This window comes from Kitasatospora sp. NPDC001132, from assembly GCF_053598415.1.
Genome location: NZ_JBSFKF010000033.1, coordinates 58,730 through 83,322, shown reverse-complemented (window position 1 = coordinate 83,322; position 24,593 = coordinate 58,730). Strand labels below are relative to the sequence as shown.

General features: G+C 73.4%; 23 protein-coding genes. 19 read left to right on the top strand and 4 right to left on the bottom strand.

All coding sequences use genetic code 11. The features are described 5' to 3' along the window. Positions 1-6: 6 nt before the first annotated feature. Positions 7-1,152 (top strand): D-alanine--D-alanine ligase family protein, encoded by a 1,146-nt coding sequence (locus ACWDBE_RS31835; RefSeq protein WP_392883848.1) that lies wholly within the window; start codon positions 7-9, stop codon positions 1,150-1,152. Between the two features lie 57 nt (positions 1,153-1,209). On the opposite strand, the gene ACWDBE_RS31830 is transcribed toward ACWDBE_RS31835, so the two are convergent. Both ACWDBE_RS31830 and ACWDBE_RS31825 read right to left on the bottom strand, forming a co-directional pair. Further along, positions 1,210-1,728 carry a DUF3515 family protein gene (locus ACWDBE_RS31830; protein WP_449791290.1) on the bottom strand — a complete coding sequence of 173 codons (519 nt, stop codon included), beginning with the start codon at positions 1,726-1,728 and terminating at the stop codon, positions 1,210-1,212. Between the two features lie 68 nt (positions 1,729-1,796). After that, positions 1,797-2,030 carry an Lrp/AsnC family transcriptional regulator gene (locus tag ACWDBE_RS31825; protein WP_449791291.1) on the bottom strand — a complete coding sequence of 78 codons (234 nt, stop codon included), beginning with the start codon at positions 2,028-2,030 and terminating at the stop codon, positions 1,797-1,799. 209 nt (positions 2,031-2,239) lie between these two features. Between ACWDBE_RS31825 and ACWDBE_RS31820 the strand changes: the two genes are divergently transcribed. The 3 genes from ACWDBE_RS31820 (at position 2,240) to thiD (ending at position 5,208) form a co-directional block, all read left to right on the top strand. Then, positions 2,240-3,205: a thiamine-phosphate kinase gene (locus tag ACWDBE_RS31820; RefSeq protein WP_392883842.1), complete on the top strand. Its 966-nt coding sequence runs from the start codon at positions 2,240-2,242 to the stop codon at positions 3,203-3,205. A 156-nt stretch (positions 3,206-3,361) separates the two neighbouring features. Then, positions 3,362-4,387 (top strand): ATP-dependent 6-phosphofructokinase, encoded by a 1,026-nt coding sequence (locus ACWDBE_RS31815; protein ID WP_449809689.1) that lies wholly within the window; start codon positions 3,362-3,364, stop codon positions 4,385-4,387. A gap of 23 nt (positions 4,388-4,410) precedes the next feature. Continuing rightward, on the top strand, positions 4,411-5,208 hold the full coding sequence (gene thiD, locus ACWDBE_RS31810) for a bifunctional hydroxymethylpyrimidine kinase/phosphomethylpyrimidine kinase (protein ID WP_392883839.1): 798 nt from the start codon (positions 4,411-4,413) through the stop codon (positions 5,206-5,208). 154 nt (positions 5,209-5,362) lie between these two features. Here the strand turns inward: thiD and rpmB are convergent, their stop codons facing one another. Next, positions 5,363-5,548, bottom strand: coding sequence for a 50S ribosomal protein L28 (rpmB, locus tag ACWDBE_RS31805; RefSeq protein WP_014138233.1), 186 nt, complete (start codon positions 5,546-5,548; stop codon positions 5,363-5,365). Between the two features lie 282 nt (positions 5,549-5,830). On the opposite strand from rpmB, the gene ACWDBE_RS31800 reads away from it, so the two are divergent. From ACWDBE_RS31800 to mutM, 10 genes are all read left to right on the top strand, one after another. After that, entirely contained in the window at positions 5,831-7,462 is a 1,632-nt protein-coding gene (locus ACWDBE_RS31800; RefSeq protein ID WP_449809688.1) for a DAK2 domain-containing protein, read from the top strand. Positions 7,463-7,533: 71 nt separating this feature from the next. Then, on the top strand, positions 7,534-9,753 hold the full coding sequence (gene recG / locus ACWDBE_RS31795) for an ATP-dependent DNA helicase RecG (RefSeq protein ID WP_449791294.1): 2,220 nt from the start codon (positions 7,534-7,536) through the stop codon (positions 9,751-9,753). 103 nt (positions 9,754-9,856) lie between these two features. Further along, positions 9,857-10,390, top strand: coding sequence for a hypothetical protein (locus ACWDBE_RS31790; protein ID WP_449791295.1), 534 nt, complete (start codon positions 9,857-9,859; stop codon positions 10,388-10,390). A 131-nt stretch (positions 10,391-10,521) separates the two neighbouring features. Further along, complete coding sequence (gene rsmD / locus ACWDBE_RS31785) at positions 10,522-11,103, top strand: 16S rRNA (guanine(966)-N(2))-methyltransferase RsmD (RefSeq protein ID WP_392883834.1); 582 nt, start codon at positions 10,522-10,524, stop codon at positions 11,101-11,103. Positions 11,104-11,152: 49 nt separating this feature from the next. Beyond that, positions 11,153-11,644: a pantetheine-phosphate adenylyltransferase gene (gene coaD / locus ACWDBE_RS31780; protein ID WP_449791296.1), complete on the top strand. Its 492-nt coding sequence runs from the start codon at positions 11,153-11,155 to the stop codon at positions 11,642-11,644. Positions 11,645-11,833: 189 nt separating this feature from the next. Then, positions 11,834-13,054: an ATP synthase F0 subunit B gene (locus ACWDBE_RS31775; RefSeq protein WP_449791297.1), complete on the top strand. Its 1,221-nt coding sequence runs from the start codon at positions 11,834-11,836 to the stop codon at positions 13,052-13,054. Between the two features lie 173 nt (positions 13,055-13,227). Further along, on the top strand, positions 13,228-13,872 hold the full coding sequence (locus tag ACWDBE_RS31770) for a YceD family protein (protein WP_392883830.1): 645 nt from the start codon (positions 13,228-13,230) through the stop codon (positions 13,870-13,872). Between the two features lie 2 nt (positions 13,873-13,874). Beyond that, complete coding sequence (rpmF, locus tag ACWDBE_RS31765) at positions 13,875-14,048, top strand: 50S ribosomal protein L32 (protein ID WP_030056747.1); 174 nt, start codon at positions 13,875-13,877, stop codon at positions 14,046-14,048. Positions 14,049-14,068: 20 nt separating this feature from the next. After that, entirely contained in the window at positions 14,069-14,857 is a 789-nt protein-coding gene (gene rnc / locus ACWDBE_RS31760; protein ID WP_449791298.1) for a ribonuclease III, read from the top strand. Between the two features lie 54 nt (positions 14,858-14,911). Further along, complete coding sequence (gene mutM, locus ACWDBE_RS31755) at positions 14,912-15,790, top strand: bifunctional DNA-formamidopyrimidine glycosylase/DNA-(apurinic or apyrimidinic site) lyase (protein WP_449809687.1); 879 nt, start codon at positions 14,912-14,914, stop codon at positions 15,788-15,790. Between the two features lie 63 nt (positions 15,791-15,853). Here the strand turns inward: mutM and ACWDBE_RS31750 are convergent, their stop codons facing one another. After that, positions 15,854-16,774 carry a hypothetical protein gene (locus tag ACWDBE_RS31750; protein WP_449791300.1) on the bottom strand — a complete coding sequence of 307 codons (921 nt, stop codon included), beginning with the start codon at positions 16,772-16,774 and terminating at the stop codon, positions 15,854-15,856. Between the two features lie 320 nt (positions 16,775-17,094). Here ACWDBE_RS31750 and ACWDBE_RS31745 point away from each other — a divergent pair, with 320 nt between their 5' ends. From ACWDBE_RS31745 to ftsY, 5 genes are all read left to right on the top strand, one after another. Continuing rightward, on the top strand, positions 17,095-18,420 hold the full coding sequence (locus ACWDBE_RS31745; RefSeq protein ID WP_449791301.1) for a hypothetical protein: 1,326 nt from the start codon (positions 17,095-17,097) through the stop codon (positions 18,418-18,420). A 107-nt stretch (positions 18,421-18,527) separates the two neighbouring features. Then, positions 18,528-18,827: an acylphosphatase gene (locus tag ACWDBE_RS31740; RefSeq protein WP_449791302.1), complete on the top strand. Its 300-nt coding sequence runs from the start codon at positions 18,528-18,530 to the stop codon at positions 18,825-18,827. Positions 18,828-19,283: 456 nt separating this feature from the next. Then, positions 19,284-19,487 (top strand): hypothetical protein, encoded by a 204-nt coding sequence (locus tag ACWDBE_RS31735; protein WP_270143783.1) that lies wholly within the window; start codon positions 19,284-19,286, stop codon positions 19,485-19,487. A gap of 155 nt (positions 19,488-19,642) precedes the next feature. Next, positions 19,643-23,233: a chromosome segregation protein SMC gene (gene smc / locus ACWDBE_RS31730; protein ID WP_449809686.1), complete on the top strand. Its 3,591-nt coding sequence runs from the start codon at positions 19,643-19,645 to the stop codon at positions 23,231-23,233. A gap of 67 nt (positions 23,234-23,300) precedes the next feature. Further along, positions 23,301-24,527, top strand: coding sequence for a signal recognition particle-docking protein FtsY (gene ftsY, locus ACWDBE_RS31725; protein WP_449809685.1), 1,227 nt, complete (start codon positions 23,301-23,303; stop codon positions 24,525-24,527). The last annotated feature ends 66 nt before the right edge of the window (positions 24,528-24,593 follow it).

The window sequence follows — 24,593 nt, the reverse complement described above, 5'->3', positions numbered from 1 at the left end:
CCCGATATGAGCATCGAACAGACCTCCCCGAACCGGCCCGACCGGAAGCCGCGCGTCGCGCTGGTCTTCGGCGGGCGCAGCTCCGAGCACGCCATCTCGGTCTCCACCGCGGGCAGTGTGCTCAGGGCGATCGACCGCGACAAGTACGACGTGCTGCCGATCGGCATCACGCACGAGGGCCGCTGGGCGCTGACCAGCGACGAGCCGGCCCGGATGGCCATCACCGACGGGCGGCTGCCGGACGTGGCGCACGTCGCCGAGGGCGTCGACGGCCAGGTCGCGCTGCCGGTCGCCCCGGGCAACCGCGAGGTGGTCCTGACCGAGCCGGGCAGCGCTCCCAAGGCCCTCGGCGAGGTCGACGTGGTGTTCCCGCTGCTGCACGGCCCGTGGGGCGAGGACGGCACGCTCCAGGGCCTGCTGGAGCTCTCCGGCGTCCCGTACGTCGGCAACGGCGTGCTGGCCAGCGCGGCCGGCATGGACAAGGAGTTCGCCAAGCGGATCCTGGCCTCGCACGGCCTGGAGGTCGGCCGCTACACCATCGTGCGGCCGCGCGACTGGGAGTCCGAGGAGGGCCGCGCCGCGGTGCGCGAGCGGGCCGCCGAGCTGGGCCTGCCGGTGTTCGTGAAGCCCTGCCGGGCCGGCTCCAGCATCGGCATCACCAAGGTGAAGGACCTGGCCGACCTCGACGCCGCGATCGAGGAGGCCCGTCGGCACGACCCCAAGCTGATCATCGAGGCGGGCGTGACCGGCCGCGAGATCGAGTGCGGCGTGCTGGAGTTCGAGGACGGCCCGCGGGCCAGCGTGGCCGGCGAGATCCTGGTCGGCGAGGGCTTCGACTTCTACGACTTCGATGCCAAGTACATCGACTCCTCGGACGTGAAGATCCCGGCGGACCTGACCGCCGAGGAGCTCGCCGAGATCCAGCGCCAGGCGATCGAGGCCTTCGAGGCGCTCGGCTGCGAGGGCTTGGCCCGGGTGGACTTCTTCCTGCTGGAGGACGGCACCTGGATGATCAACGAGATCAACACCATGCCCGGCTTCACCCCGATCTCGGCCTACCCGAAGATGTGGGCGGCCAGCGGGGTCTCGTACCCGGAGCTGATCGACCGGCTGCTCGGCGCGGCGCTGCGCCGCTCGACCGGGCTGCGCTAGCGGGCTTCGGCGCGGGGCGGGCCGGGGGCTTCCCGGCCCGCCCCGCGTTCGTCGTGCTCAGCCGGGGATGTTGGCCTTGACCAGCGGGGTGAGCGCGGCGGCCGGGTCCAGCGGGCTGCTGTAGACGCCGGGCGGGGAGATCACCTCGACGTAGGCCGCGCGCATGGTCGCGACCAGGCGGTAGCTCCCGTCGTCCAGCTTCTGCGACCACCAGGTGAGGTCGTCGACGGTCGGGGACAGGTCCATGGCGTGCGGCCCGTCCAGCTCCTCGGGCCGGTCGACGCCGCAGCGCAGGACCGTCCGGGGCGAGCTGTCCCAGACGGCCACGTACGGCGAGGCGGGCGACGGGTCCCTGCGGGCGTGCCCGAGCAGCTCCTTCGGCAGCGCGGCGGCCAGGGCCCTGCAGTAGCCGGCCGCCCTACCGGTCGGGTCCGGGACCTCGATGGCCCGGTCGGCCGGGCCCCAGCTGCCCACCAGCACCACGACCGTGCAGGTCAGGGCGACGGGCAGGGCCAGCCAGCGGACCGGGGCCGGCAGGGCGGTCAGCGCCTTGGGGACGCGCAGTTCTCTGGCCACCCGCCGATGGTAACCGGGCCTTACGCGCCCGGGCTCCCGGTGCGCCGGCCCGCCCCGGCCCACGGGCCCTAGAGGTGCACCACGGGGCAGGTGAGGGTGCGGGTGATGCCCTCGACCTTCTGGACCCGGGCCACCACCATGCGGCCCAGCTCGTCCACCGTCCCGGCCTCGGCCTTGACGATCACGTCGTACGGGCCGGTGACGTCCTCGGCGGTGAGCACGCCCGGGATCTCGGAAACGGTCTGGGCCACGGAGGTGGCCTTCCCAACTTCGGTCTGGATCAGGATGTATGCCTGTACCACGGGGACCTCCCGGCGGCCGGTTCAAGGGGGGATCGCCGCCGTGAGCACCCGGTCAGGCGTGTGGGTGGATGGGCTCACCGGCAGTCTGATCACCACGCTACCCCGCAGCGGGCCGGGGAGGGGAGACCCCGGGGCCCCGGAAGGGCGTACGCTGCGCGCGGGGGAGCGCGACGGGGGCCGATTCGGATGGAAACGCGAGAGGACGGCAGATGCAGGGGACCGTGGGCGAGCTCGGCGAGTTCGGCCTCATCAGGGAGCTGACCGCCCGGGTACCGCTCACCGATGCGGTCGACCTCGGCCCGGGTGACGACGCCGCGGTGGTGCGGGCACCGGACGGCCGGGTGGTGGCGACCACGGACGTCCTGATCGAGAACCGGCACTTCCGCCGGGACTGGTCCACCGCCTACGACGTGGGCCGCAAGGCCGCCGCCCAGAACCTCGCCGACGTGGCCGCGATGGGGGCGGTGCCGACCGCCATCCTGCTCGGCCTGGTCGCCCCCGCGGACCTGCCGACCACCTGGGCGACCGAGTTGATGGACGGGCTGCGCGACGAGTGCCAGGTGGCCGGGGCGACGGTGGTCGGCGGCGACGTGGTGCGCGGCGACACCGTCACGCTGGCCATCACGGCGCTCGGCGACCTCCAGGGGCGTGCGGCGGTGACGCGCTCCGGCGCACAGGTCGGCGACGTGATCGCGGTGACCGGCTGGCTCGGCTGGTCCGCCGCCGGGCTGACCGTGCTCCAGCGCGGCTTCCGCTCCCCGCGCGCCTTCGTCGAGGCGCACCGCCGACCCGAACCGCCGTACCACGCGGGCCCGGCGGCGGCCGAGTTGGGCGCGACCTCGATGATCGACGTCAGCGACGGGCTGGTCGCCGACCTCGGCCACGTGGCCCGGGCCAGCCAGGTGGACATCGACCTCAAGGCCGCCGACTTCGACGTCCCGGCGCAGATGGCCGACATCGGCCAGGCGGTCGGAGTGGACCCGCTGGTCTGGGTGCTCTCCGGCGGCGAGGACCACGCGATCGTGGCCACCTTCCCGCGCGGGGTCCAACTCCCGGCCCGCTGGCGGGTGGTGGGCGAGGTGACCGGCCGCCCGACGGGCAGCCGCAGCGGCCGGGTGACGGTCGACGGCGCACCCTGGGACCGAGTCGGCGGCTGGGACCACTTCGCCGAGTAACGGGCGCTCCTCCTGGATCCCCGTACGGCGGACGGCGCGTGACGCTCCGGTGTGCGGGGACGGGATTCGCGGGTGCGTTGTGCGTAGGCTTGCGCCATCCCAGCCGCCCGTCCGGCGCGGATGGTCCGAACCACTGCGAGTGGGAGCACACCACAGATGCGCATCGGTGTACTGACCAGCGGCGGCGACTGCCCCGGCCTCAACGCGGTGATCCGCTCGGTGGTGCACCGGGGCACCGACGTCCACGGGGACGAGATCGTCGGCATCCTGGACGGCTTCCTCGGACTGATCGAGGGCCGCACCAGGACCGTCACCCACGACGACGTCACCGGCCTGCTCACCCTCGGCGGCACCATCCTGGGCTCGGCCCGGGTGCGGCGGGACCGGATCGCCTGGGCGGTGGAGAACGCCAAGACACTGGCCCGGGGGATCGGCATCGACGCGCTGATCGCGATCGGCGGCGAGGGGACGCTGACCGCCGCCAAGCTGTTCGGCGACGCCGGACTGCCCGTGGTCGGGGTGCCGAAGACCATCGACAACGACATCGACACCACCGACATGACCTTCGGCTTCGACACCGCCGTCCACGTCGCGACCGAGGCGATCGACCGGCTGAAGACCACCGCGGAGTCCCACCAGCGCGTCATGGTGGTCGAGTTGATGGGCCGGCACACCGGCTGGATCACCCTCACCGCGGGCATGGCCGGCGGCGCCCACGGCATCCTGATCCCGGAGAAGCCCTTCGACATCGAGGCGGTGGCCCGGATAATCGAGGACCGCTTCGCGCGCGGGAAGAAGTTCGCCATCATCGCCGTCGCCGAGGGCGCCTGCCCGGTGCCCGGCACCATGCGCTTCGACCACGGCGAGGTCGACCAGTACGGCCACCGGACCTTCGGCGGGATCGGCACCCGGCTCGCCCACGAGCTGGAGAACCTGCTCGGCAAGGAGGCCCGCCCGGTCATCCTCGGCCACGTCCAGCGCGGCGGCACCCCGACCGCCTACGACCGGGTGCTCGCCACCCGGTTCGGCTGGCACGCCGTGGAGGCCGTCCACCGGGGGGCGTTCGGGCACTTCACCGCGCTGCGCCGGACCGGCATCGAGCTGCTGCCGATCGGCGAGGCGGTGACCCGGCTGAAGACGGTGCCGCGGGACCGCTGGGCGGAGTCCGAGGCGGTGCTCTGAGACCGCGCGGGTAGGTTGGGGCCATGTCCTCCACCGCACCCCCCCGCGTGCTCACCGTCGCCGGCTCCGACTCCGGCGGCGGCGCCGGCATCCAGGCCGACCTCAAGGCGATGCTCGCCCTCGGCGTCCACGGCATGAGCGTGATCACCGCCGTCACCGCGCAGAACTCGCTCGGCGTCCAGGGCTACTGGGAGCTGCCCGCCGAGGCCGTCCGGGCACAGTTCCGCAGTGTGGTGGACGACATCGGGGTGCAGGCCGTGAAGACCGGCATGCTCGCCTCGGTCGAACTCGTCGAGACCGTCGCCGAACTGCTGGCCGGGGTGGACGCCCCGGTGGTGGTCGACCCGGTCGGGGTCTCCAAGCACGGGGACGCGCTGCTGGTCGCCGAGGCCGTCGCGACCGTCCGCGAGAAGCTGCTGCCGGTCGCCACCCTGGCCACCCCCAACCTGCACGAGGTGACCCAGCTCACGGGGCTGACCGTCGAGGACGAGTCCCAGATGCTGGACGCCGCCAAGGCGTTGGTCGACCTCGGGCCGCGCTGGGCGCTGGTCAAGGGCGGCCACCTGGAGGGCGAGGCCGCCGACCTGCTGTACGGCGGACCGGACGAGGTGCACTGGTTCCGGGCGCCGCGCTACGACAACCGCCACACCCACGGCACCGGCTGCACCCTGGCCAGCGCGATCGCCTCCGGCCTGGCCAAGGGCGAGCCGCTGCCGCGGGCGGTGGCCTCGGCCAAGGAGTACATCACCGGCGCGATCGCCGGGGGCTTCGCCCTGGGCGCCGGCATCGGCCCGGTCGACCACGCCTGGCGCTGGCGCTGAGGAACCCGGGAAAACAGAGGTGGGCGGGCTCCTGGATGGAGTCCGCCCACCACTGGTGAGTCCGGAAATCGGCGTAGCCGGCCACGGAAACAGCGAAGCCGGCTCATCCGAGGATGAACCGGCTCACTGGAGGACCGGCTTGCCGGTCTGCGCGTCAGCGCGAGACCTTACCGGCCTTGATGCACGAGGTGCAGACGTTGAGCCGCTTCGGCGTCCGCCCAATCACAGCGCGCACCGTCTGGATGTTGGGGTTCCAACGACGGGGGGTACGGCGGTGAGAGTGGGAGATGCTGTTGCCGAAGCCCGGCCCCTTGCCGCAGACGTCGCAGTTGGCAGCCACAGGAGTCACTCCAAGACTTCAGATCAGATACTTTCGAAAACCCCGCTCAACCACCAGAACACTCACGTGAACCAGACCGGACAAGGGGGTGAGCCTGGACGGTTCCAGGCAACCGGAAGAGCATACAACGCTTGCTTCCGTCCCACGAAACTACCATGACCGGCCGAGTGATCGCTCCGGTCGCCGGTCCGGACGACCCCACCCCGGCCCCGATAACCTGCCGGTATCACCCCTCGCCGTTCATTGCCCGGCCATGTCGGCGTCCCATCCGGAGGAGACCTGGTGCTGCACACGCTCGACGCCCCGGCCGTGCGCACCTGGTGCCAGCTCGCCCTCCGCGCGCTCGGCCAGGCCCGCGAGGAGATCGACGCGCTCAACGTCTATCCCGTCCCGGACGGCGACACCGGCACCAACCTCTACCTGACCGTCGAGTCCGCCGCCGCCGAGGTGGAGAGCCGCTTCGCCGACCCCGCCGCCGACCCGGCCCCCGGGCTGGCCGACGCGGTCCGGGCGATGGCCCGCGGCGCACTGGTCGGTGCCCGCGGCAACTCCGGGGTGATCCTCGCCCAGTGGCTGCGCGGCACCGCCGAGACGCTGGCCGAGGGCGGCGGCGCCGAACAGCTGCGGGCCGCCCTGCAGCGGGCCGCCGACTCCGCGTACCAGGCCGTCGCGGAGCCCGTCGAGGGCACCCTGCTGACCGTCGCCCGGGTCGCCGCCCGGGAGGCCGTACGGGCCGGGGACGGGCTTGCCCAGGTCGCCGACACCGCCTACCGGGCCGCCCGGGACGCGCTGCGGCACACCCCCGAACAGCTCGCCGTGCTGGCCGAGAACGGAGTGGTGGACGCCGGCGGGCGAGGCCTGGTGGCCGTCCTCGGCGCGCTCGCCGACGCCGTCGCCGGGCAGCAGCCGATGGGGCCGGTCGCTCTGCGCGGTGACATCCGGGCCGTCGAGAGCTGCGAGACCCACCTCAGGCCGCCCGGCCCCGGCCACCCCGCCTTCGAGGTCATCTACCTGCTGGACGCCCCCGACGAGGCGCTGCCCGCGCTGCGCGCGCGGCTCGGCGAACTCGGCGACTCGCTGGTGATCGGCGGCGGCGACGGCCTGTGGAACGTCCACGTCCACGTGGACGACGCGGGCGCCGCCGTGGAGGCCGGGGTCGAGGCCGGGCGCCCGCACCAGATCCGGATCACCCACTTCGCCGAGGCCGCCGCCCGCTCCGGCAGCGCCGCCGAGCCCGGCGAGCGCGAGGAACGGGCCAGGGCGGTGCTCTCGGTGGTCTCCGGCGAGGGCCTGGCCGAGCTCTGCGAGCAGGCCGGCGCCGTCGTCCTGCACGCCGACCCGGACCGCCCGCCGGCCAGCGCCGAACTCGCCGCCGCGGTGCGCCGCTCGGCCGCTCGCGAGGTCGTCCTGCTGCTCAACGACCCCGAGTTGCGCGCCGCCGCCGGGGCCGCCGCCGACCAGCTGCGCGAGGAGGGGGTGCGGATCGCCGTCCTGCCCACCCGCTCGCCGGTGCAGGGACTGGCGGCGCTGGCGGTGCACGAGGGCGGCCGCCGCTTCGACGAGGACGTGGTCGCCATGACCTCCGCCGCCGGGGCCACCCGGTACGCCGAGCTGGCCGTCGCCGAGGGGGAGTCCTGGACGATGGCCGGGGTCTGCCAGGCCGGGGACGTGCTCGGGCTGATCGACGGCGACGTCGCGGTGATAGGCGTCGGCCTGGCCGAGGTCGGCGAGAGCGTGCTGGACCGGATGCTCGGCGCGGGCGGCGAACTCGTCACCCTGATCCTCGGCGAGGGCGCCGACGAGGCACTCGCCGAACGGCTCGTCGCCCACGTCCGGCACCGGCGGCCCGAGGTGGACGCGGTGGTCTTCCACGGCGGCCAGGAACCGGCGCCGCTCCTCATCGGGGTCGAGTAGCTCCGCCCCGGAGGCGGACGGGCGGGCGACCAGCGCCGTTCTGTCCGTCCGGTGGTGTAGACAGGGGCCTGATGGGCGCTCTCGATGAACCACTGACCAAGCTCGTCGGCGACCGCACCGCGAAGGTGCTCGCCGACAGCCTCAAGCTGCGCACGGTCGGGGACCTGCTGCACCACTATCCGCGCCGCTACGTCGAACGCGGCCAGCTCACCAGCCTGGACGAGCTGGAGGTCGACGAGCACGTCACCGTGCTGGCCAGGATCGAGAAGGTCACCCTGATCCCGTTCCGCGGGCGCAAGGGCGACCGGCTGGAGGTCGTCGTCACCGACGGCCGCAGCCGGCTCTCGCTGGTCTTCTTCAACCAGGGCTGGCGGCAGAAGGAGCTCAAGGCCGGCGCCCAGGGCCTGTTCGCGGGCAAGGTCGGGGTCTTCAACCGGACCCGCCAGCTCGTCTCCCCGGACTACCAGCTGCTCGACGAGGACGCCGGGTCGGACGCGGCACGGCAGTTCGCAGGCCGGCTCATCCCGGTGTACGGCGCCAGCGCGCAGATGCCCAGCTGGAAGCTGTCGATCTGCATCGAGACCGCGCTCACCAAGCACCTCGGCGACGTCGGCGAACCGCTGCCCGCCGAACTGCGCGAGCGGCACGACCTGATCCCGCTGCCCGAGGCGCTGGAGCTGATCCACCGCCCGCGCAGCCACGCCGACCGCGAGCGCGCCCAGAGCCGGCTGCGCTGGGACGAGGCCTTCGTGCTGCAGGTCGCCCTCGCCCAGCGCCGGGCCGCCGACTCCGCCCTGCCCGCCAAGCCGCGCCGGGCCCGCGAGGGCGGTCTGCTGGACGCGTTCGACGCCCGGCTGCCGTTCACCCTCACCGAGGGCCAGCAGAAGGTCTCCGCCGAGATCGCCGCCGACCTGGCCACCGAGCACCCGATGCACCGGCTGCTCCAGGGCGAGGTCGGCTCGGGGAAGACCCTCGTCGCCCTGCGCGCCATGCTCGCCGTGGTGGACGCGGGCGGCCAGGCGGTGCTGCTGGCGCCCACCGAGGTGCTCGCCCAGCAGCACCACCGCTCGATCGTCGAGATGATGGGGGACCTCGCCGAGGGCGGCATGCTGGGAGGTTCCGACCTCGGCACCCGGGTGGTGCTGCTGACCGGCTCGATGGGCGTGCCCGCCCGCCGCCAGGCGCTGCTCGACATGGCCTGCGGGGACGCCGGGATCGCCATCGGCACCCACGCGCTGATCGAGGACAAGGTGCAGTTCCAGGACCTCGGCCTGGTCGTGGTGGACGAACAGCACCGCTTCGGCGTCGAGCAGCGGGACGCGCTGCGCGCCAAGGGCGAACAGCCGCCGCACCTGCTGGTGATGACCGCCACCCCGATCCCGCGCACCGTCGCGATGACCGTCTTCGGGGACCTGGAGACCTCCGTCCTGGACCAGCTGCCGGCCGGCCGCTCGCCGATCTCCACCCACGTCGTCCCGGCCCTGGAGAAGCCCAACTTCCTCACCCGGGCCTGGGAGCGGGTCCGCGAGGAGGTCGCCAAGGGCCACCAGGCGTATGTGGTCTGCCCCCGGATCGGGGACGAGGAGCCCGCCGCCGACGCCGGGAAGAAGCGCCGCAGGGCCGCCGAGGAGGACTTCGAGGAGGTCGCCGACGCGGGCGCCGCGAGCGACGAACGGCGGCCCCCGCTCTCGGTGGTGGAGACGGCCGACAAGCTGGTCAGGGGGCCGCTCGCCGGGCTGCGGGTGGAGATCCTGCACGGCCGGCTCGCACCGGAGGCCAAGGACGAGGTGATGCGCCGGTTCGCGGCCGGCGAGGTGGACGTGCTGGTCGCCACCACGGTGATCGAGGTCGGCGTCAACGTCCCCAACTCCACCGCGATGGTCATCATGGACGCCGACCGCTTCGGCGTCTCCCAGCTCCACCAGCTGCGCGGACGGGTCGGCCGCGGCAGCGCGGCGGGCCTGTGCCTGCTGGTCAGCGAGATGCCCGGGGGCAGCGCCGCGAGGGCCCGGCTGGACGCGGTGGCGGGCACCCTGGACGGCTTCGAGCTGTCCCGGATCGACCTCGAACAGCGCCGCGAGGGCGACGTGCTGGGCCAGGCGCAGTCCGGGGTGAAGTCCTCGCTCAAGGTGCTCTCGGTGCTGGAGGACGAGGAGGTCATCCTCACCGCCCGCACCGAGGCCACCCGGCTGGTCGCCGAGGACCCGGACCTCGCCGCCCACCCGGAGCTGCGCACCGCGCTGGAGAGCCTGCTCGACGAGGACCGCGCGGCCTACATGGAGAAGGGCTGAGCCGTTCCGGCGGAGCCGGATTGTCAGACCCCCGGGAGAGAATGAAGGTGTTCAGGGCGCACCTCCAAGGTGCGTACCTGGCACGACACTTGGGGGTCATGCCATGGCATTCCGTCATCTCAACGAGCTCCCGCTGGGCGACAAGGTCTTCCGGATCGAACTCGCCAGCGACGACGACCGCGAAGTCACCCTCACCCTGACCGGCTGGCGCGAGGGGGCGGCCGCCGCACCGCTCGCCTCGGGCCGGCTCCGCCTGCCGGTCGAGGACGTCGCCTCGCTGCGGATCGCGCTCAACCGCGCGCTGCGGGCGCTGGCGATCGTCGCCGACGTCTCCGAGCCCATCCCCGACCGCGACGTGCTGCGCGAGCTGTACCCCGGCCACGGCGCCCCCTGGGTGCCGCAGCACGAGGAGGAGCTGGTCCGGCGCTTCCACGACGGCGAGACCGTCGCCCGGATCGCCGCCCGCTTCGGCCGCACGCCCGACTCCGTCCGGACCAAGCTGCGCGAGCTCGGGCACGACCCGCGCCGCCCCGAGTTCTGCCCGCCCGACGGCTGCCTGTCCTGGTCCCGCTACGCCTCGCCGGCCCTGCTCGGCGCGAGCACCCCGGCCCGGGCGGCGGACTCCGAGGCGAGCTGACCACCCGTGGGTGACGGTGCGGCACCGGCGGGAGCGTCCCGCCGGTGCCGCACCGGTCCGGCACCGGCGCGCCCCCGCGGGGCGGGGCGGGATAGCGTGGTCGGGCAGCGACGAAAGGACCTCCCACCACCATGACCCGCGTGATCGCCGGGGCGGCCGGCGGCCGCCGGCTGGCCGTACCGCCCGGCCGGGGCACCCGACCGACCTCCGACAAGGCCCGCGAGGCGATGTTCTCCACCCTGGAGGCGCTGCACGGAACCGTGCGCGGAACCCGGATGCTGGACCTGTTCGGCGGATCGGGCGCGGTCGGGCTGGAGGCGCTGTCGCGCGGCGCCGAGCACGTCCTGCTGGTCGAGGCGGACGCCCAGGCGGCCCGGGTGATCCGGGAGAACGTCCGGACGATCGGCCTGCCCGGCGCCGAGGTGCGGGCGGCCAGGGCCGAGAAGGTGATCGCCGGCCCGCCTCCGCAGAGCCCGTACGACCTGGTCTTCCTCGACCCGCCGTACGTGGTGACGGACGAGGAGGTCCGCGAGATGCTGATCACACTCCTGGCCGGGGGCTGGCTCACGGAGGACGCACTCGTCACCGTGGAGCGCAGCACCCGCGGCGGCGGCTTCGACTGGCCCGAGGGCTTCGAGGAGCTCCGCTCCCGCCGCTACGGCGAGGGAACGCTCTGGTACGGTCGCGCCGCCGCGGCCGGCGAGCAGGAGTAGCGGGCCGCCGCCCGCAGCAGCCGTCACCCCACGAGGGAGCACACACGCCATGCGCCGAGCCGTCTGTCCCGGTTCGTTCGACCCGATCACCAACGGCCACCTCGACATCATCGAGCGGGCCTCGAAGCTGTACGACATGGTGCACGTCGCGGTCCTGATCAACCGGAACAAGCAGGGCATGTTCACCGTCGAGGAGCGGATCGGCCTGATCGAGGAGGTCACCGCCGGCTTCGGGAACGTGGTGGTCGAGTCGCACCACGGCCTGCTGGTGGACTACTGCCGGGAGCGCGGCATCCCCGCGATCATCAAGGGCCTGCGCGCCGTCAGCGACTTCGACTACGAGCTCCAGATGGCCCAGATGAACCACGGTCTGACCGGGGTGGAGACGCTGTTCGTGCCGACCTCGCCGACGTACAGCTTCCTCTCCTCGACGCTGGTCAAGGAGGTCGCCTCGTACGGCGGCGACGTCTCCCACCTGCTGCCCGCGACGGTGCACGGCCGGCTGGTGGAGCGGATCGCGGAGCGCAAGGCCCAGCAGTAGTCCGCCGCCCGTCCCTTTCCTGCCGGTTCGTCACGGATCGTCCCGCGGGCGGCAGACCGGTTCGGCTGAGGCGTTGTGACCGTGCCCGGCAGTGGCCGTACAGTCTGTATTCCTGCCCTGCGGTGAGGTCCACCGCGTCGGGCCTGCCTCCGCCGGACCGTCGGCGGCACACGGAAAGACGAAGCCCCCGTGGACGTGCAGAACAAGGTCGACGAGATCGTGGCGGCGGTCGAGAACGCCCGCTCGATGCCGATGTCGGCCTCCTGCGTGGTGAACCGGGCCGAGCTGATCGGCCTGCTCAACGACCTCAAGTCGGCGCTGCCCGCCGAACTGGCCCAGGCCCAGTCGGTGATGGCCGACCACGAGCAGGTGGTGGCGGGCGCCCAGGCCGAGGCCGAGCGGATCATCCAGGGCGCGCACGCCGAGCGCGGCTCGCTGATCTCGGACACCGAGGTGGTCCGCCGGGCCCAGGCCGAGGCCGACCGGATCCTCGCCGAGGCGCGCGCCGAGGTCGACGCCAAGCGGGCCGAGGCCGACGACTACGTGGACAGCAAGCTCGCCAACTTCGAGGTCGTGCTGACCAAGACGCTGGGCGCGGTCGGCCGCGGCCGCACCAAGCTGCGCGGCGACTCCAGCGTCTTCGAGACCGAGCAGGACGCCGAGAGCGACGGCGAGGAGTTCCGTCCGCAGCGGATCAGCCCGAGCCCCGAGGTCGACGAGTACGTCGATGTGAAGCTCGCCACCCTGGAGAACGTGCTCGGCGCCACCCTGGAGGCCGTCGGCAAGGGCCGGGACAAGCTGCTCGGCAAGCGTCCGATCGACGAGCTGGGCGCCTACCTCGCCGCCGCCGACCAGGCCCAGCAGGCCAAGGAGCGGGCCGAGGCGGTGGCCGCGGGCTTCGCCCACGACCCCGAGGGCGACGACATCGCCTGGTACCGCGAGGACGTCCCGCAGCAGCAGACCTGGCCGGAGCAGACCCCGGCCGCGGCCGACTGGCAGGCCCCCGGCGCCGACCAGTACGCGGCCGCCCAGCAGCCGGGCGGGCAGTACGTCGAGGTGTACGGCGGCGGCTACGACCCGGCCGGCCAGGGCGACCCGTACAACACCCAGTGGGGCCAGCAGCAGGGCGGCTACCAGCAGCAGGGCTACCAGGACCAGCAGGGCGCATGGGGGCACGCCGGGCCGGAGGCCGGGGGAGGCTATCCCCAGCAGCAGCCGGGCTACGCCGCGCAGCCGTACGACGGCTACACCTACCCCCAGCAGCCCACCGCGCCGCCGGCCGTGCCGCACCAGCAGCAGGGCCAGCAGCAGGGGCAGAGCCAGGGCCAGGGGCAGGGCCTGGACGAGACCAGCTTCTTCGACACCAGCATGATCGACATGACCAGGCTGCGGGAGCTCGGCGGCCGCTGAACCGGCCCCGGCACGGCGGTGCGGGAGTCTCCTGACGGGACCGAAGTTGGGCCTGGCGGGAGACTCCGGTAGTCTGACCACTCCGGCCCCTCCATGTCCGGCTGTCGGCTTGCCCTCGCAACGCCGGTCCGGGCGGAGACGCCACCGAAGATTCCCCAGGAAGTCAGGACACCGTGAACCGCCTCGACCACCGCGACCCCCTCGTGTTCGACACGCACGAGCTCGGTCGGCGTCCGGGCTCGATGCGCAAGGTGAGCCGGACCCTGGAGGCCCCCGAGGGCTTCGGGATCATCGACGTCATCGGCGTGCCGGAGAAGAGCCCGATCGACCTGGAGCTCCGCCTGGAGTCCGTGGTCGAGGGCGTGCTGGTCACCGGCACCGCCGAGGCCCACGTCGAGGGCGAGTGCGTCCGGTGCCTGGAGCCCGTCGAGTTCGACATCGACGTGGACTTCCAGGAGCTGTACTACTACCCGGAGTCCGACGAGCGCCACCGCGCCCGGACGACCGGGACCGAGGACCTCGACGAGGACTCGGAAGAAGAGACTTACCGTCTGGAGGGCGACTTCTTCGACCTCCAGCCGGTGCTGCGTGACGCGGTGGTGCTCGCACTGCCGCTGCAGCCGGTGTGCCAGGAAGACTGCCTGGGCCTGTGCTCCGAGTGCGGAGCGCGCCTGAGCGACGACCCGGCGCACCACCACGATGCCGTCGACCCCCGGTGGGCGGCTCTGCAGGGACTCTCCGCCGCCCCCGGCGACGAGGGTGACGGATCTAAGAACAGCGACACCCGTGAGGGTCTCGCCGAGAACCAGGAGAAGTAGCCGTGGCTGTTCCGAAGCGGAAGATGTCGCGCAGCAACACGCGCCACCGCCGGTCCAACTGGAAGGCCGTCGTTCCGGCCCTCGTGGCGTGCGACCGCTGCCACGAGCCGAAGCTGGGCCACATCGCGTGCCCGAGCTGCGGCACGTACAACCGTCGCCAGGTCCTCTCGGTCTGATCGGCGGGGTGTACGGATCGATGTCGGACGGTAACTCCACCCGCAAGGCGACCACCACCCCGAAGGGTTCTTCGGGAGGCGGCAAGGCCGGCGGGCCGGCTTCGACCGAATACGACGTCCTGGAAGGGCGCCTCGGGTACACACTCGAGCGCGCCCTTCTGGTACGTGCCCTGACCCACCGCTCGTACGCGTACGAGAACGGCGGGCTGCCCACCAACGAGCGCCTGGAGTTCCTCGGCGACTCGGTGCTGGGCCTCGTGGTGACCGACACCCTCTACCGCGTCCACCCGGACGTCCCGGAGGGCACGCTCGCCAAGCTGCGCGCCGCGGTGGTCAACTCCCGCGCGCTGGCGGACGTCGGCCGCGGTCTGGACCTCGGCGCGTTCATCCGCCTCGGCAAGGGCGAGGAGGGCACCGGCGGCCGCGACAAGTCGTCGATCCTCGCCGACACCGTCGAGGCCGTGATCGGCGCCGTCTACCTGGACCGGGGACTGGACGCGGCCACCGAGTTCGTCCACCGGCTGTTCGACCCGCTGATCGAGGAGTCCTCTCAGCTGGGAGCCGGCCTGGACTGGAAGACCAGCCTGCAGGAGCTCACCGCCTCGGTGGGCATCGGCGTGCCGGAGTACGTGGTCATGGAGTCCGGTCCGGACCACGAGAAGACCTTCACCGCGGCGGCCCGGGTGGCCGGCGAGGACTTCGGCAGCGGCGTCGGCCGCTCGAAGAAGGAGGCCGAGCAGAAGGCCGCCGAGAGCGCCTGGCGCGCGATCAAGGAGAAGTACGCCGACCGGCTGCCCGCCGGGGCATGACCTCGAAGTAGCCTTCACTCCTGCTGATCCGTACCGAGCAGGAGGCGTGTTCCCGTGCCCGAACTTCCCGAGGTCGAGGTCGTCCGCCGTGGTCTGGCCAACTGGGTGGCCGGGCGGACCGTCGCCGACGTCCAGGTGCTGCACCCGCGCGCGGTGCGCCGCCAGCCGGCCGGCGCGGCCGACTTCACCGCCCGGCTCACCGGCACCACCCTCGGCACCGCGCAGCGCCGCGGCAAGTACCTGTGGGTGCCGCTGGCCGGGACGGGCGCGGGCTTCTCGCTGATCGGCCACCTCGGGATGAGCGGCCAACTGCTCGTCCAGGACCCGTCCGTACCCGACGAGACGCACCTGCGGGTGCGGCTGCGCTTCGGCGACGGCGGGCGCGAACTGCGCTTCGTCGACCAGCGGACCTTCGGCGGCCTGGCGGTCGAGGAGGCCGAGGACGGGGACCCGGAGGGCACCCCGGTGTCCATCGCGCACATCGCCCGCGACCCGCTCGACCCGCGCTTCGACGACGCCGTCTTCGCGGCTGCGCTGCGCGCCAAGCGGACCACCGTCAAGCGCGCCCTGCTCGACCAGACCCTGATCAGCGGCGTCGGCAACATCTACGCCGACGAGGCGCTGTGGCGCTCCAAGCTGCACTACGACCGCCCGACCGCGACCCTCACCCGCCCGCAGGCCCTGCTGCTGCTGGCCAACGCCCGGGACGTGATGACCGCGGCGCTCGCCGTCGGCGGCACCAGCTTCGACAGCCTCTACGTCAACGTGAACGGCGAGAGCGGCTACTTCTCCCGGGACCTCGACGCCTACGGCCGCGAGCAGGAGCCCTGCCGGCGCTGCGGCACCCCGATCCGGCGGGCGGCCTGGATGAACCGCTCCAGCTACTTCTGCCCCCGCTGCCAGCGGGTGCCGCGCGCCCGCAGCGGAGGCTGAGCCGTCGGGCGCGTCCCGCGGACCTCCGCCCGGTCGGACGGGGTCCGCGGGGCACGCCCCGCGCTACTTCCGGGTGAGTTCGGGCTCCGGGACGGCGGGCTCCCCGGGCGTGCCGTGGGTGTCCTGGCCGAAGTAGGCGACCCCGACCGCGGCGACCACCGCGAGCACGAAGCCGATCACGCCGAGCCAGCCCAGGCCGGCCTTGGAGGAGTCGCCGAGCCAGAGCACGCCGACCGCGCCGGGCAGCACCGTCTCCCCGACCACCAGCGCGGCGGTCGCGCCGTTCACCGAGCCGATCTGCAGCGCCACGGTGTGGATGTACATGCCGCCGAGGCCGCCGACCAGGACCGCGTACAGGGCCGGGTCGGAGAGCAACTCGCCGAACGCGAACGGCTCGATGCCGTTGAGGATGCGCACCCCGACACCCAGGGCGCCGAAGCCGAGACCGGAGAGCAGACCGGCGACGATCGCGCCGTTGGCGCCCATCCGCCGCACCAGCAGGCTGCCGCCGACCAGCAGCACGGTGGTGACGATCAGCAGCCACCAGTGGAAGGACATCGCCGCGTGGTGGCCGCCCTCCGGCCCCGCCGAGACGGCCAGCAGCACCAGCGCCGAGCAGAGCACGGCGATCGACGCCCACTCCAGCTGCTTGAGCCGGATCCCCAGCAGCTTGATGCTGAGCACCGCGGTGATCACCAGGTTGGCGCTGATGATGGTCTGGGACAGGAACAGCGGCAGCAGTCGGGCGGCCAGTGCACCGAGCCCGAAACCGATCAGGTCGAGCACCGTGCCGAGGATGAACTCCCAGGTGACGGCGGCCTTCGCGGTCGAGGACAGGCTCGGGCCGCCGTGTTCGGTGGTCGAGGTGGTGGCGCCCTTGGCGGCCTCCTCCCGCGCGGAGCGGCGGGATCCGACGGCCTGGAGGACCGAGCCGGTGCCGTAGCAGGCGGATGCCGCCACGGCGGTGACGAGGCCGATGATCACCAAGTGCTCCGATCGGGAGTCGGGTCAGGAACGAGCTGAGTAAAGAAAAGGCAATGGGACCGGTGGTCCGGGACCACTATGCCCGTTCGCACGGTACGGTCGGCACGCCCCCCGGAGTGCCCCGGATCCCGGTCGGACCCGCCGGAACGTACGTCCGGGAGCCCCGCGGGGTTCCCGCCCGGAACCCGCCTCAGGGGTGGCCGGGGGAAACATCATCCCCGAGGAGGGGAGCGGGCCCGGCGGACGGCGGGGGCTCTTGTCAGTACCAGTATGCGAAGGGTATGGCGTGCTCAGCCGCCGGTCGCGGTAGCGTCGGGGGCATGAGAACCCTTGCACGACGTTCCCGGGGCGCCGGGCCGCTTGCCCTGGTGGCGGCGCTGCTCGGGCTGCTGCTCCTGGTGGCGCCCGCGGCCTCGGCGGCCGGCGGGCTGAGCGATGCCGCGGCCACCCTGAAGAAGGGCCAGGTCTACGTCGCCCCGGCCATGACCAGCCGATTCAGCGAGTCCCAGGCCGACGCCCTGAGCAAGAAGATCGACAAGGCCGACAAGCCGATCTTCATCGCGGTCATCCCCGACTCCGCGTACGCGAAGTCCACCCTCCAGGACCTCCGCACCCTGGTGGGCGTCGACGGCGTCTACGCGGTCTGGCACGACGGCAAGCTCGACGCCGGCGGCGACCGCGGCGCGATGAGCGCCGGCCAGGCGCAGCGCATCGCCGGCGCGGCGCAGCGCTCCAACGGCGGCGACATCGACGCCACCCTGAACTCCTTCGTCGACCAGGCCGCCCCGCAGACCAAGGGCACCGGGGTCAACCACAGCACCTCGATCGCCTGGGTGGTCATCCCGCTCGTGCTGGTCGCGCTCGCCGGCACCGGCGTCTTCCTGCTGTTCCGCCGCGCCAAGAAGCGCAAGGAGGAGCAGGCCCGGGCCGAGCTGGAGCAGCTGCGCCGGGTCGTGGACGAGGACATCACCGCCTTCGGCGAGGAGCTGGACCGGCTCGACTTCAGCCCGTCCGCGGCCGACGCCGACGACGCCCAGCGCACCGACTACACCCACGCCCTGGACTCGTACGAGAAGTCCAAGCGGCTGATGGACGAGGCGAAGAAGCCCGAGGACGTCAAGCAGGTCACCGAGGCGATCGAGGACGGCCGCTTCTCGCTGGCCACCCTGGCCGCCCGGCGGGAGAAGCGGCCGCTGCCCGAGCGCCGTCCCCCGTGCTTCATGGACCCGCGGCACGGCCCGTCCGTCAAGGACGTGGACTGGGCCCCGGCCGGCGGCTCCGCCCGCGCCGTGCCGGTCTGCCAGGCCGACGCGGACCGGGTGGCGGCCGGCCTCGACCCGGCGATCCGCACCGTCGACACCGACCAGGGCCCGCAGCCGTACTGGAACGCCGGCCCCGCGTACGCCCCGTACGCCGGCGGGTACTACAGCGGCTTCGGCGGCGGCGGCCTGCTGCCCGGCCTGCTGGTCGGCACCATGCTCGGCTCGATGATGAGCTCCCCGGCCTACGCGGCGGCGCCGATGATGGACGGCGGCTACCAGGACCAGTACGAGGGCGGCGACTTCACCGGCGCCGACTTCAACGCGGCCGACTTCGGAGGCGGCGACTTCGGTGGCGGTGGCGACTTCGGCGGCGGGGACTGGTAGTCCGACGAGCCGACCGACCAGGTCAGCGGCCCCGCCGGTGCTCCGGCGGGGCCGCTCCCGTTCGCGCGGGGACGCGCGGGAGGCGCGCGGGAGGCTAGGGTCGGGGCATGCACGGTCGTGACGCCCACAGTGAGGAACCGGTCCGGGTGACCGCCTGGGTCCGGGGCAAGGTCCAGCAGGTCGGGTTCCGCTGGTGGACCAGGGCGCGGGCGCTGGAGATCGGCCTGACCGGCTACGCCGGCAACCTCGGCGACGGCCGGGTGCAGGTGGTGGCCGAGGGGCTCGCGGCCGACTGCGAGCAGTTGTTGGCCATGCTGCGCGGCCCGGGGACCCCGGGGAACGTCAGCGGGGTCACCGAGATCTGGACGGCCGTCGGCCCGGGCTACGAGGGCTTCGAGATCCGCTGAGCCGTCCCGGGCCCGCCCCGGGCCAGCCCCGCGGCGACCCGGGAGGCGGCTCGCCGCTCGGTCCGCAAGCGGGCTTCCGCGAAAAGATCCGGAACTGGCGGTGTCACGAGGTTGCCATCCGGGCAGACTCGTGGTTGACTCCGCATCGAACGATGATCCACGAGCACGGAGTGGACCGGGCCCGAGGCCCCCAGGCGTGACGACTCCGCCGGGCAGGTGACAGGGGCGCGGTAGCGTGCGGTGATCGTGTTGACCCTTTCCGTCTTTGGTGAGACGCTGGAAGCCCGCGCACACGACCGCGTTCTCCCGGCAGGCGCATACCCTCGTGAGCCCAGCTCACGGTGTTGTGCCGTAGTGCCCAGCCAGCACTTCCGGTGACGCGCCGCGCGTGCGTCCCCCTTCCCCCTAGACCTGTACCGTTCCGGTTCGGTCACTCAGCGTGGAGGACCATTCATCATGGCAAAGGCGCTTCTCGGGTACGTCGGCGGCCCCGACCCGCGAATGCTCTCCGAGATGCGACGGCTTCAGCAGCGCGTCCAGGATCTTGAAGCCGAGCTCCTTCGGATGCAGGCTGAGAACGACGCTCTGACCGCTGTCGCTGGCGAGCACTCGCTGCTCAACAGCATCGATCTGGATCAGCGGGAGCCGGCTCTCACCTGAGTCCCGCCCGGTCCTCGCAGATCGACGCCGCTGTGCACTGAGCCGCCCCGAAAGGGACGCAGCTTGCAAGGGACGCCCGGATGTGGCGTCCCTTCGTCGTGTCCGGCTCCGGATACAGTCGGTTCCTGTCGTGAGCGATTGAGGAGACCGGCCGCGTGCACCTGAAGAGTCTGACGCTGCGCGGGTTCAAGTCCTTCGCCTCCAGCACCACCCTGCGCTTCGAGCCGGGCATCACCTGCGTCGTCGGGCCGAACGGCTCGGGGAAGTCGAACGTGGTCGACGCGCTGTCCTGGGTGATGGGCGAGCAGGGGGCCAAGTCGCTGCGCGGCGGCAAGATGGAGGACGTCATCTTCGCCGGGACCAGCGGGCGCGCCCCGCTCGGCCGCGCCGAGGTCAGCCTCACCATCGACAACGGCGACGGTGCCCTGCCGATCGACTACTCCGAGGTGACCATCACCCGGACCATGTTCCGCAACGGCGGCAGCGAGTACGCGCTCAACGGCGAGACCTGCCGCCTGCTCGACATCCAGGAACTGCTCTCCGACTCCGGCATCGGCCGCGAGATGCACGTCATCGTCGGCCAGGGGCAGCTGGACTCCGTCCTGCACGCCGACCCGATGGGCCGACGCGCCTTCATCGAGGAGGCGGCCGGCGTCCTCAAGCACCGCAAGCGCAAGGAGAAGGCGCTGCGGAAGCTGGACGCGATGCAGGCCAACCTCAACCGGATCCAGGACCTGGTGGCCGAACTGCGCCGCCAGCTCGGACCGCTCGGCCGACAGGCCCGGATCGCCCGCCGGGCCGCCGGGATCCAGGCCGACCTGCGCGACGCCCGGCTGCGGCTGCTCGCCGACGACCTCGGCGCGCTGCGCCGGGCCGTCGAGGCCGAGGTCGCGGACGAACTGGCGCTGCGGCTGCGCCGTACCACCGTCGAGCAGGAACTGGCCCGCGCGGTCCAGCGCGAGCGCGTCCTGGAGGCGCAGGTCCAGCAGCTCGGCCCCGGCCTGGAGACCGCCCGGCAGACCTGGTACCGGCTCTCCGCGCTGGCCGAACGCACCCGCGGCACCGTCGGGCTGGCCGAGGCCCGGGCCCGGCACGCCGTCGCCGGGGGCCGGGGCGAGGAACGGCGCGGGCGCGATCCTGAGGAGCTGGAGCGGGAGGCCGAGCAGGTCCGCGAACAGGAGGCCGCGCTGACCGAGGCGCTGGAGGAGGCCCGGTACGCGCTGGCCGAGGCCGTCGAGCGCAAGGGCGGACTGGAACGGGACCTGGCCGCCGAGGAGCGCCGGCTGCGGGACGCCGCCCGGGCCATCGCCGACCGCCGGGAAGGCCTGGCCCGGCTGCAGGGGCAGGCCGCCGCCGCCCGGTCCAAGGCCGCCGCGGCGCAGGCCGAGATCGGCCGGCTCACCGAGGCCAGGGACGAGGCGCTGCTGCGCGCCGAGGCGGCCCAGGGCGAACTGGACGAACTCCAGCAGCAGGTGGACGGCCTGGGCGGGGAGGACGAACAGGCCGAGGCCCGGTACCGGCGGGCGCGCGAGCGGCTGGCCGCCGTGGAGGCGGAACTGGCCGCGGCCCGGGAGACGGCCGGCGCCGCCGAGCGCGAGCGGGCCGGGCTGACCGCGCGGCACGAGGCGCTCTCCCTCGGGCTGCGCCGCAAGGACGGCACCGGGGCGCTGCTGGAGGCGGGGGAGCGGCTGGGTGGGCTGCTCGGCCCGGCGGCCGCGCTGCTGAGGATCGAGCCGGGGTACGAGGTGCCGCTCGCCGCGGCGCTCGGTGCGGCGGCCGACGCGGTGGCCGTCGACTCTCCGTCCGCCGCCGCCGGGGCGCTGCGGCTGCTGAGGACCGAGGACGCCGGCCGGGCCGCGCTGCTGATCGCCGGCGCCGCCGAAGTCGCGGAGGCGGCGGGGGAGTTGCCCGCCGGTTCCCGCTGGGCGGCCGAACTGGTGGAGGGTCCGGCCGAGTTGCTCGGTGCGGTCCGGCGGCCGCTGGCCGGGGTGGCGGTGGTCGAGGACCTGGACCAGGCGCTGCTGCTGGTCGCCTCGCGGCCCGGGATCCGCGCCGTCACCGCCGACGGGGACCTGCTCGACGCCGGCTTCGCCCAGGGCGGGTCCGGCGGTGCGCCCAGCCTGCTGGAGACCCAGGCGGCGGTGGACGAGGCGGCCCGGGCGATCGGTGAACTCACCGCCCGCTGTGCCGAGTCGGCCGAGCGCCTCGCCGAACTCACCGAACAGCGACGGGAGTCGGCAGCCGAGGCGGAGCAACTGGCCGAGCGGCGGCGGCAGGCCGAGAAGGACCGGGCGCAGGTCGCCGGGGCGCTCGGCCGGCTCGGCGGGCAGGCCCGCGCCGCCGCCGGGGAGGCCGAGCGGCTGTCGGCCGCGGCCGCACGGGCCGAGCAGGGGCTGACCGAGCTGCTGGACGGTGCCGAGGAACTGGCGCGGCGCCTGGCCGCCGCCGAGGAGTCGGCCAGGGCGGGGGAGGACGAGCCGGACGCCGCCGAACAGCAGCGGCTGGCCGAGGCCGCGAGCGACGCCCGGCAGGCCGAGCTGGAGGCCCGGCTCGCCGTGCGCACCCACGAGGAGCGGGTCCGCGCCCTCGCGGGCCGGGCCGACCAGCTGGACCGGGCCGCCCGCGCCGAGCGCGAGGCGCGCGCCCGGGCCGCCGAGCGCCGCCGGCGCGCCGAGCACGACGCCTCGGTGGCGAACGCCGTCGCGGCGGGCGCCCGGCAGCTGCTGGCCTGCCTGGAGGTGTCGCTGGCCCGCGCGGACGCCGGGCGCGCGGCCGTCGAACAGGCGCGCTCCGAGCGCGAGCAGGAGCTGCGCGAGCACCGGGAGCACGGCCGCGGGCTCAAGGAGGAGCTGGACAAGCTCGTCGACGCCGGGCACCGGGACGAGGTGCTGCGGGCCGAGAAGCGGCTGCGGATCGAGCAGCTGGAGGCGCGCGCGCTGGAGGAGTTCGGCATCGACGGCGGCGAACTGCTCGCCTCGTACGGGCCGGACCAGCCCGTCCCGCCGTCGCCCCCGCAGGACGGGACGGAGCCGGGGGAGCCGTACCCGTACGTCCGCGCCGAGCAGGAGAAGCGGCTGCGGGCGGCCGAGAAGGCGTACCAGCAGCTCGGCAGGGTCAACCCGCTGGCGCTGGAGGAGTTCACCGCGCTGGAGGAGCGCCACCGCTTCCTCGGCGAACAGCTGGACGACCTCAAGCGCAGCCGGCGCGACCTGATGGACATCGTCCGGGACGTGGACCAGCGGGTCGAGCAACTGTTCACCTCGGCGTACCACGACACCGCCGCCCAGTTCGAGGGCGTCTTCGCCCGGCTCTTCCCGGGCGGCGAGGGCCGGCTGGTGCTGACCGACCCGGACGACATGCTCGGCACCGGGGTCGAGGTGGAGGCCCGCCCGCCGGGCAAGAAGGTCAAGCGGCTGTCGCTGCTCTCCGGCGGCGAGCGCTCGTTGACCGCGGTGGCGCTGCTGGTGGCGATCTTCAAGGCCCGGCCCAGCCCGTTCTACGTGATGGACGAGGTGGAGGCGGCGCTGGACGAGACCAACCTGCGCCGGCTGATCGGGATCATGGAGGAGCTGCGGGAGAGCTCCCAGCTGATCGTCATCACCCACCAGAAGCTCACCATGGAGTCGGCCGACGCCCTCTACGGCGTGACGATGAAGGGCGACGGCATCTCCCGGGTGATCAGCCAGCGGCTGCGCGAAGAGCACCGGGAGCGGCGGCCGCGGGCGGTACGCACCGCATCGGTGTAGTGCGCACCGCATCGGTGCGGGTCGGCTGCGGTCCATCCGGGCCCCGGTCGCGGATACTGGAGCGGTTATGGAATACGTGATTCTTGCCGTAGTCATCGCCGTGATCGCCATCGGTGCGATCGCGGGCCTCGTCGTTTCCGGCAGACGACGCCAGCAGCTGCCCCCGAAGTCGCAGGCGCCGGTCATCACGGCGCCGAAGCCCACCCCGCAGGAACCCCAGGTCGGCGAGGAGTCCGCGCCGCCGACCGAGGCGCCCCGCCGCACCGTCGAGGAGGTGGAACTCCCGGCGGAGCCGGAGGCCCCCGAGGCCCCCGAGGCCGTCGAGGTCGTGCCCGCCGAGGCCGAGGCGGCGCCCGCCGTCGAGGTCCCCGAGCCCACCGCCGGCCGACTGGTCCGGCTGCGCTCGCGGCTCTCCCGTTCGCAGAACTCGCTCGGCAAGGGCCTGCTCTCGCTGCTCTCCCGGGAGCACCTGGACGAGGACACCTGGGAGGAGATCGAGGACACGCTGCTCACCGCCGACGTCGGTGTCACCCCGACCCAGGAGCTGGTCGAGCGGCTGCGCACCCGGGTGAAGGTGCTCGGCACCCGTACCCCCGACGAGCTGCGCGCGCTGCTGCGCGAGGAACTGGTCGAGCTGATCGGCAAGGACGCCGACCGCACCGTCCGCTCCACCAAGCACGAGGAGGGCCCGGCGGTGGTCCTGGTGGTCGGCGTCAACGGCGTCGGCAAGACCACCACCACCGGCAAGCTGGCCCGCGTCCTGGTCGCCGACGGCCGCAGGGTGGTGCTCGGCGCCGCCGACACCTTCCGTGCCGCCGCCGCCGACCAGCTCCAGACCTGGGGCGAGCGGGTGGGTGCGCGCACCGTGCGCGGCCCGGAGGGCGGGGACCCGGCCTCGATCGCGTTCGACGCGGTCAAGGAGGGCATCGCCGAGGGCGTCGACACCGTGCTGGTCGACACCGCCGGCCGCCTGCACACCAAGACCGGCCTGATGGACGAGCTGGGCAAGGTCAAGCGGGTCGTCGAGAAGCACGGCCCGGTGGACGAGGTGCTGCTGGTGCTGGACGCCACCACCGGCCAGAACGGCCTGGTCCAGGCCCGGGTGTTCGCCGAGGTGGTCGACATCACCGGCATCGTGCTGACCAAGCTGGACGGCACCGCCAAGGGCGGCATCGTGGTCGCGGTCCAGCGCGAGCTGGGCGTGCCGGTCAAGCTGATCGGTCTGGGCGAGGGCGCGGACGACCTGGCTCCGTTCGAGCCGGGCGCGTTCGTGGACGCGCTGATCGGGGACTGACGCCCTCCCCGTACGCGCGACGGTACGTACCTCAGGGCGCACGAAGGGCCCGCCCCTCGGGCGGGC

Excerpts from the sequence above, each read along its gene's own strand:
- ACWDBE_RS31835 (WP_392883848.1), top strand. The coding sequence starts at position 7 with ATGAGCATCGAACAGACCTCCCCGAACCGGCCCGACCGGAAGCCGCGC.
- ACWDBE_RS31820 (WP_392883842.1), top strand. The coding sequence starts at position 2,240 with ATGCAGGGGACCGTGGGCGAGCTCGGCGAGTTCGGCCTCATCAGGGAG.
- ACWDBE_RS31815 (WP_449809689.1), top strand. The coding sequence starts at position 3,362 with ATGCGCATCGGTGTACTGACCAGCGGCGGCGACTGCCCCGGCCTCAAC.
- thiD (WP_392883839.1), top strand. The coding sequence starts at position 4,411 with ATGTCCTCCACCGCACCCCCCCGCGTGCTCACCGTCGCCGGCTCCGAC.
- recG (WP_449791294.1), top strand. The coding sequence starts at position 7,534 with ATGGGCGCTCTCGATGAACCACTGACCAAGCTCGTCGGCGACCGCACC.
- ACWDBE_RS31790 (WP_449791295.1), top strand. The coding sequence starts at position 9,857 with ATGGCATTCCGTCATCTCAACGAGCTCCCGCTGGGCGACAAGGTCTTC.
- rsmD (WP_392883834.1), top strand. The coding sequence starts at position 10,522 with ATGACCCGCGTGATCGCCGGGGCGGCCGGCGGCCGCCGGCTGGCCGTA.
- coaD (WP_449791296.1), top strand. The coding sequence starts at position 11,153 with ATGCGCCGAGCCGTCTGTCCCGGTTCGTTCGACCCGATCACCAACGGC.
- rnc (WP_449791298.1), top strand. The coding sequence starts at position 14,069 with ATGTCGGACGGTAACTCCACCCGCAAGGCGACCACCACCCCGAAGGGT.
- ACWDBE_RS31745 (WP_449791301.1), top strand. The coding sequence starts at position 17,095 with ATGAGAACCCTTGCACGACGTTCCCGGGGCGCCGGGCCGCTTGCCCTG.
- ACWDBE_RS31740 (WP_449791302.1), top strand. The coding sequence starts at position 18,528 with ATGCACGGTCGTGACGCCCACAGTGAGGAACCGGTCCGGGTGACCGCC.
- ACWDBE_RS31735 (WP_270143783.1), top strand. The coding sequence starts at position 19,284 with ATGGCAAAGGCGCTTCTCGGGTACGTCGGCGGCCCCGACCCGCGAATG.
- ftsY (WP_449809685.1), top strand. The coding sequence starts at position 23,301 with ATGGAATACGTGATTCTTGCCGTAGTCATCGCCGTGATCGCCATCGGT.